Origin of the sequence: Candidatus Kurthia intestinigallinarum (assembly GCF_003991225.1) — a bacterium.
In the GTDB taxonomy this organism is placed as follows: domain Bacteria; phylum Bacillota; class Bacilli; order Bacillales_A; family Planococcaceae; genus Kurthia; species Kurthia populi.
The window spans coordinates 74,190-90,227 of record NZ_JTFC01000008.1; the positions used below are offsets into that span (position 1 = coordinate 74,190).

The 16,038-nt window shown below is 39.3% G+C and carries 22 protein-coding genes; 16 read left to right on the forward strand and 6 right to left on the reverse strand.

Translation table 11 applies throughout. The features are described 5' to 3' along the window. Positions 1–32: 32 nt before the first annotated feature. From QI30_RS21190 to QI30_RS02395, 6 genes are all read left to right on the forward strand, one after another. Positions 33–569, forward strand: a complete 537-nt coding sequence (locus tag QI30_RS21190; RefSeq protein ID WP_370323573.1) for a transposase — start codon at positions 33–35, stop codon at positions 567–569. Between the two features lie 13 nt (positions 570–582). Further along, positions 583–885, forward strand: coding sequence for a transposase (locus QI30_RS21195; RefSeq protein ID WP_370323574.1), 303 nt, complete (start codon positions 583–585; stop codon positions 883–885). 908 nt (positions 886–1,793) lie between these two features. Next, the gene (locus QI30_RS02380; protein ID WP_126989348.1) at positions 1,794–2,048 is read left to right on the forward strand and encodes a GlsB/YeaQ/YmgE family stress response membrane protein; all 255 of its coding nucleotides are present in this window, start codon (positions 1,794–1,796) and stop codon (positions 2,046–2,048) included. Positions 2,049–2,069: 21 nt separating this feature from the next. Then, positions 2,070–2,606 (forward strand): alkaline shock response membrane anchor protein AmaP, encoded by a 537-nt coding sequence (gene amaP / locus QI30_RS02385; protein WP_126989349.1) that lies wholly within the window; start codon positions 2,070–2,072, stop codon positions 2,604–2,606. A 15-nt stretch (positions 2,607–2,621) separates the two neighbouring features. Beyond that, the gene (locus QI30_RS02390; RefSeq protein ID WP_126989350.1) at positions 2,622–2,834 is read left to right on the forward strand and encodes a DUF2273 domain-containing protein; all 213 of its coding nucleotides are present in this window, start codon (positions 2,622–2,624) and stop codon (positions 2,832–2,834) included. A 12-nt stretch (positions 2,835–2,846) separates the two neighbouring features. Then, a complete protein-coding gene (locus QI30_RS02395) occupies positions 2,847–3,302 on the forward strand; it encodes an Asp23/Gls24 family envelope stress response protein (RefSeq protein WP_126989351.1) in 456 nt (151 codons plus the stop codon). Between the two features lie 33 nt (positions 3,303–3,335). Here QI30_RS02395 and QI30_RS02400 read toward each other — a convergent pair whose 3' ends face one another. Next, positions 3,336–3,917, reverse strand: coding sequence for a hypothetical protein (locus QI30_RS02400; protein WP_126989352.1), 582 nt, complete (start codon positions 3,915–3,917; stop codon positions 3,336–3,338). 112 nt (positions 3,918–4,029) lie between these two features. Next, complete coding sequence (locus QI30_RS02405; protein WP_126989353.1) at positions 4,030–4,284, reverse strand: hypothetical protein; 255 nt, start codon at positions 4,282–4,284, stop codon at positions 4,030–4,032. Positions 4,285–4,504: 220 nt separating this feature from the next. Here QI30_RS02405 and QI30_RS02410 point away from each other — a divergent pair, with 220 nt between their 5' ends. The 8 genes from QI30_RS02410 (at position 4,505) to QI30_RS02445 (ending at position 11,462) form a co-directional block, all read left to right on the forward strand. Further along, positions 4,505–4,786: a hypothetical protein gene (locus QI30_RS02410; RefSeq protein WP_158620937.1), complete on the forward strand. Its 282-nt coding sequence runs from the start codon at positions 4,505–4,507 to the stop codon at positions 4,784–4,786. Between the two features lie 7 nt (positions 4,787–4,793). Next, positions 4,794–6,818 (forward strand): BglG family transcription antiterminator, encoded by a 2,025-nt coding sequence (locus QI30_RS02415; protein ID WP_126989355.1) that lies wholly within the window; start codon positions 4,794–4,796, stop codon positions 6,816–6,818. Positions 6,819–6,925: 107 nt separating this feature from the next. Then, a complete protein-coding gene (locus QI30_RS02420) occupies positions 6,926–7,378 on the forward strand; it encodes a PTS sugar transporter subunit IIA (protein ID WP_126989356.1) in 453 nt (150 codons plus the stop codon). A gap of 12 nt (positions 7,379–7,390) precedes the next feature. Continuing rightward, positions 7,391–7,657, forward strand: coding sequence for an HPr family phosphocarrier protein (locus QI30_RS02425; protein ID WP_126989357.1), 267 nt, complete (start codon positions 7,391–7,393; stop codon positions 7,655–7,657). A gap of 12 nt (positions 7,658–7,669) precedes the next feature. Beyond that, positions 7,670–9,388, forward strand: coding sequence for a phosphoenolpyruvate--protein phosphotransferase (gene ptsP / locus QI30_RS02430; RefSeq protein ID WP_126989358.1), 1,719 nt, complete (start codon positions 7,670–7,672; stop codon positions 9,386–9,388). A gap of 112 nt (positions 9,389–9,500) precedes the next feature. Beyond that, positions 9,501–9,878: a hypothetical protein gene (locus tag QI30_RS02435; RefSeq protein WP_126989359.1), complete on the forward strand. Its 378-nt coding sequence runs from the start codon at positions 9,501–9,503 to the stop codon at positions 9,876–9,878. Positions 9,879–9,965: 87 nt separating this feature from the next. After that, positions 9,966–10,343: a DUF6173 family protein gene (locus tag QI30_RS02440; protein WP_126989360.1), complete on the forward strand. Its 378-nt coding sequence runs from the start codon at positions 9,966–9,968 to the stop codon at positions 10,341–10,343. 9 nt (positions 10,344–10,352) lie between these two features. Then, positions 10,353–11,462, forward strand: a complete 1,110-nt coding sequence (locus QI30_RS02445) for a TerD family protein (protein ID WP_126989361.1) — start codon at positions 10,353–10,355, stop codon at positions 11,460–11,462. A 38-nt stretch (positions 11,463–11,500) separates the two neighbouring features. Here the strand turns inward: QI30_RS02445 and QI30_RS02450 are convergent, their stop codons facing one another. Then, positions 11,501–11,905, reverse strand: coding sequence for a hypothetical protein (locus QI30_RS02450; protein ID WP_126989362.1), 405 nt, complete (start codon positions 11,903–11,905; stop codon positions 11,501–11,503). A 161-nt stretch (positions 11,906–12,066) separates the two neighbouring features. Here QI30_RS02450 and QI30_RS02455 point away from each other — a divergent pair, with 161 nt between their 5' ends. Then, a complete protein-coding gene (locus QI30_RS02455) occupies positions 12,067–12,579 on the forward strand; it encodes a tetratricopeptide repeat protein (RefSeq protein WP_126989363.1) in 513 nt (170 codons plus the stop codon). 140 nt (positions 12,580–12,719) lie between these two features. On the opposite strand, the gene QI30_RS02460 is transcribed toward QI30_RS02455, so the two are convergent. Together QI30_RS02460 and QI30_RS02465 are read right to left on the reverse strand one after the other, a co-directional pair. Next, positions 12,720–13,760 carry a serine hydrolase gene (locus tag QI30_RS02460; protein ID WP_126989364.1) on the reverse strand — a complete coding sequence of 347 codons (1,041 nt, stop codon included), beginning with the start codon at positions 13,758–13,760 and terminating at the stop codon, positions 12,720–12,722. 83 nt (positions 13,761–13,843) lie between these two features. Next, entirely contained in the window at positions 13,844–14,419 is a 576-nt protein-coding gene (locus QI30_RS02465) for an alpha/beta hydrolase (RefSeq protein ID WP_126989365.1), read from the reverse strand. 41 nt (positions 14,420–14,460) lie between these two features. Between QI30_RS02465 and QI30_RS02470 the strand changes: the two genes are divergently transcribed. Continuing rightward, on the forward strand, positions 14,461–15,399 hold the full coding sequence (locus QI30_RS02470; RefSeq protein ID WP_126989366.1) for a VOC family protein: 939 nt from the start codon (positions 14,461–14,463) through the stop codon (positions 15,397–15,399). Positions 15,400–15,512: 113 nt separating this feature from the next. Here QI30_RS02470 and QI30_RS02475 read toward each other — a convergent pair whose 3' ends face one another. Continuing rightward, positions 15,513–16,016, reverse strand: a complete 504-nt coding sequence (locus QI30_RS02475) for an amino acid oxidase (protein WP_126989367.1) — start codon at positions 16,014–16,016, stop codon at positions 15,513–15,515. Positions 16,017–16,038 lie beyond the last annotated feature (22 nt).

Genomic DNA, 16,038 nt, shown 5'->3' on the forward strand with positions numbered 1-16,038 from the left:
ACCACACCAACATTTACGAGGAGGAATCTCTCATGGCTAAGAATACCACGATTTTCACATTACTTCAAAACTTTATTTCACAGGAAGAAATCAACGAGATTCTTGCCGAATTTGGCTTTGAAGATACCGCTCGTAAATGTGATGTACCTACACTTTTAGCTTATTTAGTTGGTGCAGCTGCTTTCGAGTGGAAAAGCTTATGTCACGCTGCGGATGTGGCTTCTGCGCAAGGCTTGAAATCTGTGGATTATTCGACGCTTTCTAAACGTTTAGGCGAGCTGAATTACCACATTGTCAAACGTATTTTTGACGTCATTGTTGACCGTCTAAACCGAGCAGCACGACGCAAATTAAAGCTCAAAAAAGACTTACTGGCCATTGATTCGACAACGATAACCGTTGGAAAAACACGTTTACCATGGGCTTTATATCACGGTGAGCGCTCAGGCATCAAGTTGCACGTTAGCTTCACAAATACGACTGAGATGCCCTTGAAAGTCGTGGAAACAACGGGCTTAAAACATGATGGTCCCGTCGGTGTGAACTTAGAAGATAAGCGCTTCATCTGAAGAAATCGCCGGCATGTACAAAGAGCGTTGGGCCATCGAATCCTTCTTTCGCTGGATCAAGCAAAACTTAAATGTGCCTGTTTTGTTTGGCACGACTGAAAATGCAGTCTATAGCCAACTATTCGCCGCTTTAATTGCCTACGTGTTACTCAAGTTTTTACACACCGAAGGACACAAGAAAAAGAACTGCAAACGCTTATCTTTCGCTGGTTTCACACGCCAGCTTCTTTGTGATACCCTGCCGGTTGAATGGCGGATAGGGCTGAAGGAAATCATCACATTTCAGTGCGAACTTTATCAAGGAGATATTGGGTGATTTTGGTTAATCAACACGTGTGTACTTTTATAATTGTTTTAGAAACCCTTATAAACACTGCTATTACAGCAATTCTCGGTAGTGCTCCCAAAAGCCCCGCCGTCTCCAATCAACAAAGATCAAAATCTTGTATAATTTCTTCTTTAGATCTCTTACTATATTTTTGAATATAGGCAATAAGCTTGGCATTTTCGGTGATTGATTTAAAATGATTTACTATTTTCGCTTCGAAAAAAGTGTTTTTGATTTCATTGGAATGATATATTTCAAGAAATGCAGGATAACTTTAATTAGCAATAATATCTTCTAAATGAATAAAAATTGTTTCCCAATTCTTTTTCCAAATCGAAAACTTAGAATTTTTAATTTTAATGTATTGTTGCTCAGGACTGATTTATTCTATAAAGCTTCTTACTTCGCTTTTTTTCATAATTAATTCAATGTATTTGTAGGAATGAGCTTGAGGCATAATATTTGTTAAGTATTCTGTATAGCGTTGCTTTCGATAAGGTGTTTTTTCCAACCATGGCCATGGCTTAGATGATTTATTCGCAGGAATCGTAAAGCCAACGCCTGCATTTCAGGCTATGCCATTTTAGCGATTTATGAAAAACGTATGCAACAGAAGCAGTGGCAGCTTATCTGGCCTCTACGAACAATAGCATTAAAAAACCTCTACTTTTTCAAAAAGTAGAGGTTTTATTGTGTAAAAAGAATGTATTTAACTTATAAAATAACATTTATAGAAAATAAAAGTAATCTTTATGATGTTAATAATTTACTTTATTAACCATTTAAGGGTGATGCAAGATGGAATTTTTTTAACTTTATGTTTTAAGCGCCCAAAACATGGCAAGTAATTAATTAAGTTCGACATTTTGAAAAAACAACAAAGGAGGTAACACACAATGGCATTTCTATGGTATATCATTATCGGCGGTATTTTAGGTTGGTTAGCAGGTCTTATTTTAGGTAAAGATGTTCCCGGTGGTGTAATTGGTAATATCATTGCAGGTATTATTGGTGCTTGGATTGGTGGCATGCTGCTTGGTAGCTGGGGTCCAAAAGTTAGTGATTTCTACATCCTGCCAACTTTACTAGGTACAATTATTTTAATCTTAGTTGTAAGCTTCATCATGAAAGCGATGCGTAAAGCAAATTAATCGACGAGGAGAGGCGAGAAAATGAAACGTTTTTTTAGTTTTCTGTTAGGGCTCTTTCTTCTCATCCTAATTGGTACATTTACATTTCTATATGTAGATGATTCTCGTTTGACTGATTATCAAGAGCAACTTGTTTCTTATTCTTGGTTTGAGCCAACGCTGTACATCATGGCGGCTGTTGGTATCGTTTTAGCTCTTGCTTTTCTTATTTATTCATTCACACCTTCTCATAAAAAACGCGGTTTATATTTGTCGTATAATGACGGTGAGATTTATATGAATAAACGCTCAATTGAAAAGGTTGTGCTACGTACGCTTGATAAGTACGAGGCGGTACGTCAGCCAAGTGTATCAATCAAAATGTATCAAAAAAAGCAAAAATCTTACATGGATATTGCCACAGAATTTTTTGTGGGGCCGACGGGAAATGTTCAGTCGTTGCTTGAGCGCATTAAAGAAGACATTAAGGAACAAACAGAGCATTTTTCTGAAGTACCAGTAAGGGAAGTAAAGGTAAATGTAGTCGATCAAAAGGCACTGAATAAGCGCGTAATTTAACGAGGAGGGGTTCCATTGCAAAATAATTCAACAGTCGATTGGCTTCGTGAATATAAATGGCGCATTCTTTTCGTACTAGCGATGCTTGTAGTAGGTGTGCTATTTCTCACAATTGGCTTTTGGAAGACAATCTTACTCATTGTACTATGCGGTATTGGATTACTAATTGGTTTTGCGAAAGATAAGACCGAACAGTTTTTCCACTTTATTGATAAAATTAGAAGATAGGAGCCGGGTAAAATGGTAAACAATCATAATACAAATTTAGAAAAACAATACAATGATCAAATAGGTGTAAATAGTAAAGAGCAGGACAATACACCAAAATTTGAAAACTCACTGTCATTTGACGATTCTGTAATTGAAAAAATTTCAGGTATCGCCGCACGTGAAGTAAAAGGTATTTTAGACATGAAGGGCGGCTTTACTTCTCGCTTCGGTAACGACAGTGTGACAAAAGGCGTTTCTGTAGATGTCGGCGAAAAACAAGCCATTGTTGATCTAAAAGTTATTTTAGAGTATGGCCAAAGTGCTCCGGCAATCTTCGATAAAGTAACACGCCTCGTAACTGAGCAAGTTCGTCATATGACAGGTTTAGATGTTGTAGAAGTGAACATGCACGTTAGTGACGTTATGAGTGAGAAAGAATATTTACAACAAAAAACAAAAGATACATCAAACTCAGAGTTACAATAACAGAAAAAGGCCCCGCTCATGCGGGGCCTTTTTTTATGCAATAGGTTGCCAATGAAAAGGTACGGTTGTTGGGTGCGTCTCGGTCCATTTTAAAAATTCAGCGATTGTTTGGACGCCAAACTCCATAACGGCCTGATAAATAAAAACCGAAGAAAAATCCAGTTGGCGTAAAATTAATGCTTCTTTAATAGTTAAAATCACTTCACGATTTTGTGCCGTTAAATAGGTAGTCATATAAGGAACCAGATCACGTGACAGTGCTCCTTTGCGGTCATTTGAAAAAAGCCACATATCAATTGTCCACTCAATTTCTTTTTTTACATAAATGAGTTTAAAATAATGTCCTTGAAAATCATGCTGCGTAAAATCATGGTATTTTAATTCAACAACATTTGGATGGCAAACAAGTGATGCGAGCATACTCATGATTTTTGATGGTTCAGGATTATCGCAAAACGTCTCGATATCAATATCAGGTGTCACGATAAGGTTGTAGGCAGTGGCACCTACCACGTAGCAATCTCCTATCAAACGCCATTTTTCGAGAAGCTGTAATTCTTCTAAAATGGCATGAGCTTGTTCGTTTTTCTGTGCGGCCCTCATTAAACGATTCATCTGTATACTTCCTTTCAATTTTTAAGTGATATTCCAGTGTAATGGAAAAAATGTCCAAAGTAAATGGCCTATATAAAAAAACACGCGCTATGCATAGGCGTGTTTTCATCGATTAATCTTGTTTTGTTAGGTCCACATTTAATAATTCATCTTTTGTGGGAGCATTTTTTAAATCTTGCTTCAGCTCAAGACGCATTTTATCTGTCTCTAATTGATAATTTTTATACTTTAATTCTTCAAGCTTAATTTGCTCGCGCATCATTTCAATTTCCATTTTTTGTGTACGCTCTTTGCTTTTAATGATTTTTTCAATAATCCCACCTGTAACAGAAATCGCAACAATCAACACAATCGCTAACCAAAACATACAGATACCTCCTTATTTGTGAAGTCTTCTATTTAAGTATACGGATAATACAGCAAATAGTTTCTTTTTTTCAGAAAATACGGATAAATCGCTTATTTTGTGAAGTAGAATAGTTAAAAAGTATGTGAATTTACGTCTTTGAAGTATGGGAACCCGCGTCTTTTCGGTATAAAATGCTATAATAAAGACAATGAATCGATAGATGGAAGGGCGTGAAAAAATGAATACAACAAAACGTCATATTGTATTTGTTTGTGATGTAGGGATGGCGTTAAGTGCAATGGGAGCGGCTGTTTTCCGTAAAAAACTACAGCAGGCCCATATCCAAGCGACTGTTACGCACTGCGCACTAAGGGATTTACCTACGAATGTGGAGGTTGTTGTGACACAGCAGCCTTTTGTGGAACGCGTCAAACAGCAGGTCCCGACAGCACAGATTGTTGTTGTTGAGCAATTTTTAACAAGTCCAGCATATGATGAGCTGATAGTAGCATGGAGGTAGGGGAAGTATGTATTTATCAGCGAGGGAACGCTTAGTACTAGATGCATTATTGAAGCAACCACTAAACGTTCAGCAGTTAGCGGAGCAGCTCCATGTGAGTCGCCGGACAATTCAACGAGATTTAGAGCGCCTACATACCGTCGTAGAACAAAGTGATTTGATACTTAGTAAAAAAACGGGCATAGGGATTTCGATTTTAGGAGAGGAATCTCAAAAGCAAGCGCTTCGTGATATGTTAAATGATTTGGATATTTTAGAGGTGACAGCGGAGGAGCGTCGAGCCTTTTTAAAAGCATCTCTTCTTCGTGCAAATGGGGCGCTAAAGCTTTCATCACTTGCAAGTGAGCTCGATGTCTCCGTTGTGACGATGAGTAATGATTTAACCGAATTGACGTCGTGGCTTGAGCGTTTTGAGCTAACGATTGTGCGTAAACGTAGCCTAGGCGTTTTTCTAGAAGGTGCTGAAAAATCAAAGCGACTTGCATTAATGCAGTTATTTATAGAATTTATTAGCGAGCAAGAATTAATTAGTGTCATTCGGGGGCATGCGACGCATTTTTCGGCAGTATCGAAAAAATTATTAGGCCATACGATGCTTGAGTGCGTTCATGAAGTGGAGGCAGTATTTAGAGACCTGTATGAGGAGCTTCCGTATACCATTACGGACCATGCCTACAGTGAGCTTGTGCTATATATGGCACTTGCAACAAAGCGCATGGAAAATGCCTTTTATATAGAAGAAACGTTATCTCTAGAAGTGAGTGAGGAGTATCATCTGGCGGAGAAATTAATGCAGGAGCTTGCAAAGCGATATGACATAACGGTAGAGCTTGCTGAAATTCAACAACTGACGATTCATTTACGCGGTGCGAAATTACGCCATGACCAGCAGTTAGCATTTGAGGATTTGGATTTACGCCTTGCTTCGCAAATCACGAAATTTATTCAATGCCTAGATGATGAAATGAATACGGCCCTAAGTAAAGATCATCAACTTTTTCAAGGATTGCTGGTTCATCTAGAGCGCGCCATGTATCGACTCACGCATCAGATGCCCATTTACAACCCGCTTCTAGCCCGTATACAGGAGCGCTATGCGGCACTTTTTGAAACAGTGCGAAAAGTGAGTGAACGTTGTTTTCCCGCGATTCATTTTCCAGATGACGAAATTGCCTTTTTAGTGATGCATATTGGCGCGGTGCTCGAACGCGCGACGCCATATGCAAATTTATCTGTATTAGTCGTTTGTTCAAGTGGACTCGGGACCTCTAAAATGCTCGCGAATCGCTTACGTAAAGAGGTGCCGGAAATTCAGCACGTATCGACAACTTCATTACTTGAATTATCAAAGGTGCAATATACATTATATGATGTCGTGTTATCAACAGTGCCACTGCCGATTAACGAAGCAGATTATCGCCTCATTTCGCCGTTATTGACGGATGAAGATATTGCGAATGTGCGAAGGAGCTTAACGCCGAAGCCAATTGTAGTGGTGACTGAAACAAAGGATGCGCTTGCACGACTACGTGAGGTGCAGCAATTGACGACACAGATGGTTACAATGCTAGAAATGTTTGAGTGCATCGAGCTGAAAGAGGCTGTATTTGAGGATGCGTTAGAGGAAGCGGCAAGCTATTTACAGCAAAAAAAGTGTGTAAATGATGTACGAAAGCTCGTGGAAAAACTACTTGAGCGCGAGCAACTTGGTGGCTTAGGGATGCCAGACTCTGTACTTGGACTTTATCATACGCGCACAAATGCAGTGAATGCTGCAACCTTTCATATGTTCCGTTTAAAAGAGCCTGTAATCCGTCAAGGCATGGATGGGCAAAGGATGCCTATCCAAACGATTTTAATGCTACTTGCACCTGAGGATGTTTCCGCGGTAGCACTCGAAACGTTAAGCTATATTAGTACGCTGCTTGTTGAGAGTACGGAAACATTGCGCTTATTTGAACAGGGTACAACAGGTCAAATTGCCAATTATATTGCCAATAAATTTCAGCGTTATGTCCTGACAGGTAGCTAACGAAAACGATGTCACTAATTCGGCGACAAGATTATCATTAGAAGCGTTTGTATTCGCTTACATGTTATTTTACAATTTAAGTAAGATGAAAATGGAGAGCAGATAGAATGAAAAAACCGGTACTTACACCTGATTTAATTCGATTAAATGCCAACCCTCATACAAAACAGCAGGCCATTCAAATGGCTGGTGCCCTGCTTGTTGAGCAAGGCTATGTTGCGCCTGACTATATTGAGGCAATGTTACTGCGTGAGCAAACATTGTCAACCTATATTGGCAATGGTGTCGCCGTCCCGCATGGTGTCGATGAAATGGGCACGCTCATTCATCACGCAGGGATAGCGATTCTTCAAATGCCGCAGGGAGTTCACTACGGGCCACAGCTCGTGACATTACTGATTGCGGTTGCTGGACATGATGCGGCGCATTTAGCTTTATTATCACGCATTGCAACCGTTTGTATGGAGGAAGAAAATGTTGCACGCTTAGTAGCGGCGACATCGACGGATGAATTGATGACAGCGTTTTTACCATCTGTATCGTCCAACGACTTGCTATAGGAGGAAAATAACATGGTATCAAAAGCATATACAATCACAGCAAAAGAAGGACTTCACGCGCGTCCGTGTTCATTAATCGTGACGGAGGCAATGAAGTATACAGCTGACTTATCATTAGCCTATAATGAGAGCGAAAAGAATTTAAAATCAATTATGGCCATTATGGCTCTTGGTGTTCCACATAATGCAACAATTGAAATTCGTGCAAACGGAGCCGATGAAGAAGCGGCATTAGAAGCAATCAACGCTATTATTTACGCTGAAAAATTAGCACAATAAGGAGTGGATGAGATGAGTTCAATTATTCAAGGTATCGCGGCATCTGCAGGGATTGCCATTGCAAAGGCTTTTACATTACAAGCACCAAACTTAACGGTGGAAAAACGTACGACGACGGAGGCAGCACCTGAGCATACACGTTTAGATGACGCATTAGCTGCTTCAACAGTTGATTTAGAAAAAATTAAAGACCGTGCTCTTACCGAGTTCGGTGAAGAGCAAGCGGCTATTTTCCAAGCGCATTTATTAGTATTAAATGATCCGGACTGGATTTCCCAAGTGAAGGATTATGTGAGTAATGAACAAGTAAATGCAGAATTTGCGGTTCAAACCGTATCACAAACCTTTATTGATTTATTTGAAGCAATGGATAATGAATATATGCGTGAACGTGCGGCAGATATTCGTGATGTAACGAAGCGTGTACTGGCGCATTTATTAGGCGAGCGCTTAGTTGATTTAACAGCGATTGATGAACAGGTCATCATTGTTGCAGAGGACTTAACACCATCAGATACAGCACAATTAAATAAAGACTTCGTACAAGGTTTTACAACAGATATTGGTGGTCGTACATCACACTCTGCTATTTTAGCGCGTACGCTTGAAATTCCTGCAGTTGTTGGGACAAAAGAAGCGACAACGATTAAACACGGTGATACAGTGATTGTCGATGGGTTAGCGGGACAAGTCATTGTGAATCCAACGGAAGCAGAAATTGCGACCTATCGTGAAAAACAAACACAATACAGTGCACAAAAAGCAGAGTGGGCAAAACTTGCGCATGAACCTTCTCAATCAGCAGACGGACATCACGTTGAGTTAGCGGCAAATATCGGTACCCCAGAGGATATTACAGCTGTGTTAGAGTATGGCGGCGAAGGTGTTGGCTTATATCGTACAGAGTTTTTATATATGGGACGCGATGTACTGCCAACAGAGGAAGAGCAATTTGAAGCCTATAAAGCAGTACTTGAGAAAATGGACGGCAAACCGGTTGTGGTACGTACACTCGATATTGGTGGCGACAAAGAATTACCATACTTACCACTACCACATGAAATGAACCCATTTTTAGGTTACCGTGCGATTCGTTTATGCTTAGATGAACAAACAATTTTCCGTACACAGCTCCGCGCATTATTACGTGCGAGTGTTTATGGTAATTTAAAAGTGATGTTCCCGATGATTGCGACAGTAAATGAATTCCGACAAGCAAAAGCTGTCTTACTTGATGTGAAAGCAGAGCTACAGCAAGAAGGCATCAAGGTATCAGAAACAATTGAAATCGGTATGATGGTTGAAATTCCATCTTCTGCTGTGATGGCGGACATTTTTGCGAAGGAAGTTGATTTCTTCTCAATCGGAACAAATGATTTAATTCAGTATACGATGGCGGCAGACCGCATGAATGAACGTGTGTCGTATTTATACCAACCATACAACCCAGCTATTTTAAAATTAGTGCAAATGGTAATTGATGCAGCACATAAAGAAGGTAAATGGGCAGGTATGTGTGGGGAAATGGCAGGCGATGAAGTAGCATTGCCAATTTTACTTGGTCTTGGCCTAGATGAATTTTCAATGAGTGCAACATCGATTTTACGCGCACGTAGTCAGCTAAAACAACTGTCTCGTGAGCAAACACAAGCAGCCATTGCGGAAATTATGACGATGGCGACTGCAGATGAAGTGGAAGCTTATGTTCGTGAACACTTTATGACAAAATAGCGAAAACACAGCGTTCTCAAGCAATTGAAACGCTGTTTTTTTATGGAATTTGGTTAAAGTCCTTTTGGAAGGGGTATACATATTTATAGAAAACAAGATGGAGGTTTTTAACATGGCTAAAAAGAATAATTACTTACTAGCAGCTGCAATCGCGGGTGCGGCAGCTTATTTACGAAAACCAGAAAACCGTGACAAAGCAATGGCAATGTTTAATGACACGAAAGGGAAAGTAAGCGAATTCGTGAATCAAAAGAAACAAGAGATGAATAGTAAACAAAACGCTGATAATGAGACAGGAGATCACACGATTATTCCTGACCGTAACACAGCTTACGAATTAAATGATAAAGAAATGGTAAGCGAAGGCTCAACACAAACAGCAGTTGACTATGAAAACTTAGCCCAAGAAAAAGCAACACATGACACTGATACATCTTTATCAGAAAATAAAGAAGAGCTTGACCCAGAAGGCGGCATTCAAAAGCAATAAACCATCTAAGGCAGTGACATTTAAATGTCACTGCTTTTTTGTATGGAAAAAGGGTATAGGACAGTAACTAGATGAGGAGGGATTTATATGGATATGATTAATAAACCGACTGAAACGGCGAAGTCCGCTGTGATGAATCAGCCAGAAGTCGATCAAAACCTAGCGAGTGAGTTCCATAAGCGCATTATGGAAATGATTTTAGATTTTGAAGAGGAATTGGATGAAGAACATGAAATTGGTGTAAAGCTCGTAAACTTTGGTCAAACGGTGCAATTTAATATTACAGGCATCGGGTATTATAATCCAAGTTTGATTCATTTTCATGGGCAAACAGAGCAGGGAAATCGTATTGAGCTTGTACAACATGTATCGCAAATAAGTTTTTTACTGATGGCTATGAAAAAAGCAGATCCCGATCCAGAGGTACCACCAAAGCGTATTGGATTTATGAAGGATGAAGAATAGGGGGCCATTATGGATTTAAAAAGAGGACAAAAAATCGCAATTGAGCCGGTGGATAGCTGTACGCTTACAGTAGAATGGTCTACTCCGAAAAAAGCAATGGATGTTGATGTGTCAGCCTTTTTGTTAGATGCAAATAATCGCTGTGTGCGTGATGAACATTTTATTTTTTATGGGCAGCCACAGAGTCCGAATCAATCTGTACAATATCGTAAACAAACGGAGCAGGATGGCACGATTGAAGTGTTACTAAATCAAGTGCCGCAAGATGTAGAACGGATTGCTATTACGTTAACGATTCACGAAGGGGATACACAAAATTTGCGCTTTGAGCAAATCGACAAAATTCATTTGACGGTTGGAAATCGTCATCATTATCATTTTGGTGAGGACTTACAACAGGAAACAGCGATTGTTGTAGCAGAGCTTTATCGTCATAATGGCGCATGGAAATTAAATGTCATTGGTAGTGGTTTTAACGGTGGACTTCAGGCATTATGTGAAAACTATGGTTTAGAAATCATTGATACACCGAAAGAATCTGTAGAGAAACCAGCGCCTGTGAAGCTTGAAAAAATGAATGTTAATTTGGAAAAGCGTCAATCTGTGTCGATTGCAAAATCAGAGAAATTTATTGCAACGCTTGAGTGGGCCAATCCGAAAAAAGATTTAGACTTGTATTGCTTTTATGTGTTGGCAAATGGAGAAACAGGAAAAGTGTATTACCGAGATATGGGGAATGCGAGTAAAGCACCGTATATTACATTAGATGGTGATAGTAAAACCGCGGGACAGGAAACGATTATTATTCACCAGCCTTCAAAAATTAGCTATGTGCTAATTGCGGCGTATAGTGCTGTAAGTAACGGCTTTGGGAGCTTCAAGAAGATGAAGGCACAGGCTGTTGTGGATAATCAATTAGGGCAGCGTGTGACAAGTGGTTTATTTGAAAAAAACAACTTTGCCTATTGGGTAGCCATTGCTCATATTGATTTGAGTGAGACATCAAATGCGCGTGTGAGCCATGTCGAGAAATATTCAAAATCTGGCTCTGAACGTTCACCGGCCTTATATACGGATGGAACATTTGAAATGGATAAAGGACCAGTAGAATTTAAATAATGATCGAAGCGGGAACGCAATTATGAGCGTCTCGCTTTTTAAATGGCCTCATCTAATAAAGAAAAATGACCATTTTCAATCATTACTTGACCGCTTAGTAAGCTACCATGTTTGATTACTTCTTTGTGAAAAAGTGGACTGTCATCTTGAAACGGTAATTGTTGGACGAATAATGCATAGTGAATGAGCTCATGAATCAACACACGACGAAAAAGCTGTCTATTTTTACTACTAGCAAGCGAAGCATCAATAGCAATATAAGATGGCTCATACGCATTTTTCATCACAAAAATGCCGAGGCTACCTTCGCGTAATATTTTTGTAGATACATAAATAGGTACAGTTAAATCGACATTATAGTGTTTTCGTAAAAAACGTTTGGCAAAATGTCGTTCATTCATAACAATCAATGCAACGATTAAATAGGACCACCATTTTTTCATTCCTATCACCACCTCATTTTATTTATTTTTAGTATAGCAAACGTTTGTTCGTATTTCAAGTAATCTACTTTTCCCCTCATATTTAGTAAGGGTTTAAATTGCGAAAAAACCACAATATGGTAAAATATAACCTACATTAGATAAAAAAGGAGCCTTTTTCGATGTATGGTATAGCACTATGTATTGCCGCAATGATATTTATCTGTGGAATGATTATTAAAATTAATAGAAATTCAGTTATTCCTAGTGAGCATATAAAACAACGCAAAAAATTATTAAAGCAAGCAGCAAAGGGTGATATCGACGCTCAAATTACGGTGGCACATTATTATTTTACAGGGCAATATGGTTTTGAAGAAGATGAGCATAAAGCCTATGAATGGTACTCAAAAGCTGCCAAACAAGGTAGTGGCGATGCCATGAGTAAAATAGGGGAGCTATATCAGTATGGTTTTGGTGTTGAAAAAGATAATGTGAAAGCAAATTTATGGTTCCTTAAAGGTGCTGACCAGGGAAGCGCAGAAGCCCAGTTTCAATATGCGAATGCACTTAAACAGCAAGGTGATTACCGACAAGCCTATCAATATTATTATTTAGCGGCAGAGCAGCAGTATCCAGAAGCAGAGGATGAAATGCTACGCTTGAAACATACGACAGCATTAATTGATAAATAAAAAAAGAGAGGCTTCGACATACATGTAAAAACAACCGCTTTTAGGAGCATAAGAAAAACCGGAATCGCTGTGGTGCGGTTCCGGTTTTTCATTGCGAACACTAAAAAATGAAAATGACGTGTTTTGTTCCAGTCTTTTTCTTATTTATTTGCCTGCATTTTAATGCGTTCGCGGAAGACAGGGTCTGTGACAACTTGGTCAAAGAAGTTGTTAACGCTCATCGATAGTTTCATTTGTTCCTGAGGTGTTAAATTGTAAAGGAAAATGGCCATTTCTAAGCGGTTTCCAGCGTGGTCTGTCGTATAGAGAATGCCATTGACAGCTGATGCAGTAAGGCTTAGGAACTGAGCGCCATGCGCGGCTTCTTTTTTAGCCTTTGGTGCAGTTAAAAGGCCATCAAGTAAAGTCATTAAATATGAATAAATTTCTTTACCAAATAATGTAGCATTATTTAATTTTTTCACTAATGATACATAATCTTTAGCAGAGCCTTTTGGTAAATGCTCGGCCCATGTTTTCTTCGCTGCATTTTTCTTCGCTGCATTTTTTTGCTGAGCGGATTTTGGATTTTTCAGTAGCTCTGCATGAATGGCTGTTGCTTGCTTACGGTAGTCATGTAATGTGGCGTGTTGGTCCTCTATATACAGCGCACTAGCTGTTGGATAGATGGGATCATGCTTTGTCATTTTCAGCTTGCGTAGCTGTTCATTGATTTCGGCAATACCTAGTACATGCATTAAATATTCAGCATTCGCAAAGGAATTATATTGCAACATTCCTTTGGCAACTTCGCGAAGTGGTACGTCTTTTTTATAGCGAGCTTGCTTCATTTGTGCAATCCATTCGCGGTGTAGATCGCCTTCTAATTTAGGAATATGGAAGGCTTCGATATCATCAAATGAGACAAGTTGTTCGGCATCGATTTTTCCTTCTGCAGCCTGATGCGCATATTCAATCGCAATAATTAGATTGCTTGAATTAACAAGTGGGGCCGCTTGAAGTGGATTCACAGAGCCAATGCTTTTACCGTTGTAGTGCATCGCAAAGGATACTTTTGATGGGCTTTCTTTCGTAAATGTGAGAACGGATTCTGGTGTTAACATTTTCTTTTGCGATAGCGACATGAGCCCCATGAGCGCAAAAAGAACGATAAACACGATTAATCCGAGAATTAATAACATGTCATGATTCACTCCTTATGTAGACATCGATTTTATTATACCGCTCCATACTTAAAAAAACCTCCAATAAAGGAGGCTAGTTGTTACCGTAATGTGTCTTGTAAATATGTGATTTCCTGCTCAGTCATCCCATGAGCCCCGTCTAACAACTTAAGTGTCGTATTTGGGAATACCGCTTCAAGTTGTTTTGTAAGTTTCATTGTATCACCAGGAAGGGCTAACGTATCCATTGCGCCGCTTGTGACAATAATTTGAGCATTGCTACCTTCAGTAAAGGTATACGCTAAATTTGATGGATGCAATAGTACAACGCGGTCTGCAATAGCAGGCTCTTTTTCTAATAAACCTAATACAAAGTTTGCGCCATTTGAAAAGCCCATAAAAGTAATACGCGTTGCTTGTTCAGGTCGTAGCTGTGGCCAGTCTTTTAAAAAAGCATCGATGCGTGCATCAAAATCAGCACGGTCAAGAGTACCAGCTTTTAATGGAGCAAAGAAACGGCGATTCGCGCCTTCATCTACATCTCCTAAAAATGATAATACATGTGCGTTCGGCTCAATATCACCTGCGATTTGCAACAGCGAATATTCATTACCTCCTGTGCCATGAAAAAGAACAATCCATTCATTCAGTGGACCTTCTATGGTAAAATGATTCATAAAGAAAAAACTCCTATCAATTAAATTAAAGGAAGTGCACGATGACAAGTCCAATTATTCACCACGTCTCTGTTATTAATCGAGACGTACAACGTTCATTTGAATTTTATCATAAACTACTCGGTATGGAATTACTATTAAAAACGGTAAACCAAGATGATATGGAAATGTATCACTTATTTTACGGGGATACGACAGGGCGACCTGGTACAGAATTCAGTGTGTTTGAAATGAAAAGCGGTCCAACAAAAGCATACGGTACGAATTCATTAGAGCGTACGATTTTTGCGGTACCGTCCGAGGAATCACTCGTTTTCTGGGAAAAACGTCTACGCGAGCATGATGTATTTAATTGTGAAATTGAAGATTATAATGGCTCAAAAATTCTACGCTTTGAAGATTATGATGGCGTACTGCTAGGTTTAACACCTGTTAAGAAACAGGACATTTATTTCCCTCGTGAAGCAGCAGATATTCCGAAAGAGCATGCGATTTTAGGTATTGATTCTGTACATTGTCGTGTACGCTATGCGAAAGCTTCTGTTCGTGCATTTGAAAAAATGTTTGATGTACAAGAGATAAGTCAGTTTGAAGATAATGGGTACCAAGTGACGGTACTTGGACGCGAGGATGCTTTATTTGGCCAAACGTTGCATCTTTATGAGGATCGTACACGTAATTTAGAAGAAATGGGTGTTGGTGCAATTCAACATATCGCGTTAAATGCACGTGATTATAGTGAACTTTTAGCAGTTGAAGAGCAGATTATTAATAAAAATTTCCGCTACTCAGGCATTAAAAACCGAGAATTCTTCCAATCACTTTATTATCGTGAGCCGAATAATTTATTAATCGAAGTGGCAACAGAGCAAACAGATTTCCAAAAAGTCGACATGGATACAGCTGACTTTGCGGCAATCCCGTTATATTTGCCGCCATTTTTAGAAACTCGTCGAAGCTTTATTGAAAGCAAACTATAAAAAGAGGCTTAAAAATAACCGCTCCTATGAGCATAAGAAAAGTCGGAATCGCGCTGTGGCGCGGTTCCGATTTTTTTGTTACGAAGGCTAAAAGGAACATGACGTGTGTTGTCCTATAATGCCTCTATTTTTTCAAAAATACTTGTATACAAAGCGGGTAAGTCATCGTCATTTTCTAGTAGGAAAGTCCATATTTCTTCCTCATTTGTTTTAGCATCTGATACGTAAAGCGTTGTATGAGAGCCATCGTTGAAGGAGTCGCTAGAGGCAGATGCATAGCTCATTCCTTTTTCAACAAATGGATAATGCCGCTTTTTCGAATCAAAGAAAATAATCGGCATATTTGCCTTATGGTAAACAGCGCTATATGTATCTTTTGAAGCCTTATCAAAGGCAAGTGGTGTAATCATCACCGCATTGTAATTTTTTGCGATATGTGCGCTATCCTCCTTGAATTTCTCCAATGAAATTTCCTCAAATGTTACGCGGTCATTGTCATACTCAGGTATTTCACCAATGACAGCAATTTTTAGCGGCGTCCCTTCGTAGCTCACATTCTTTTGGGAGCAGGCCGCTAGCATAATAAGGCCTAGCATAAGAATCACCATTTTTTTCATAATATCACCTCCGTAGAAAGTG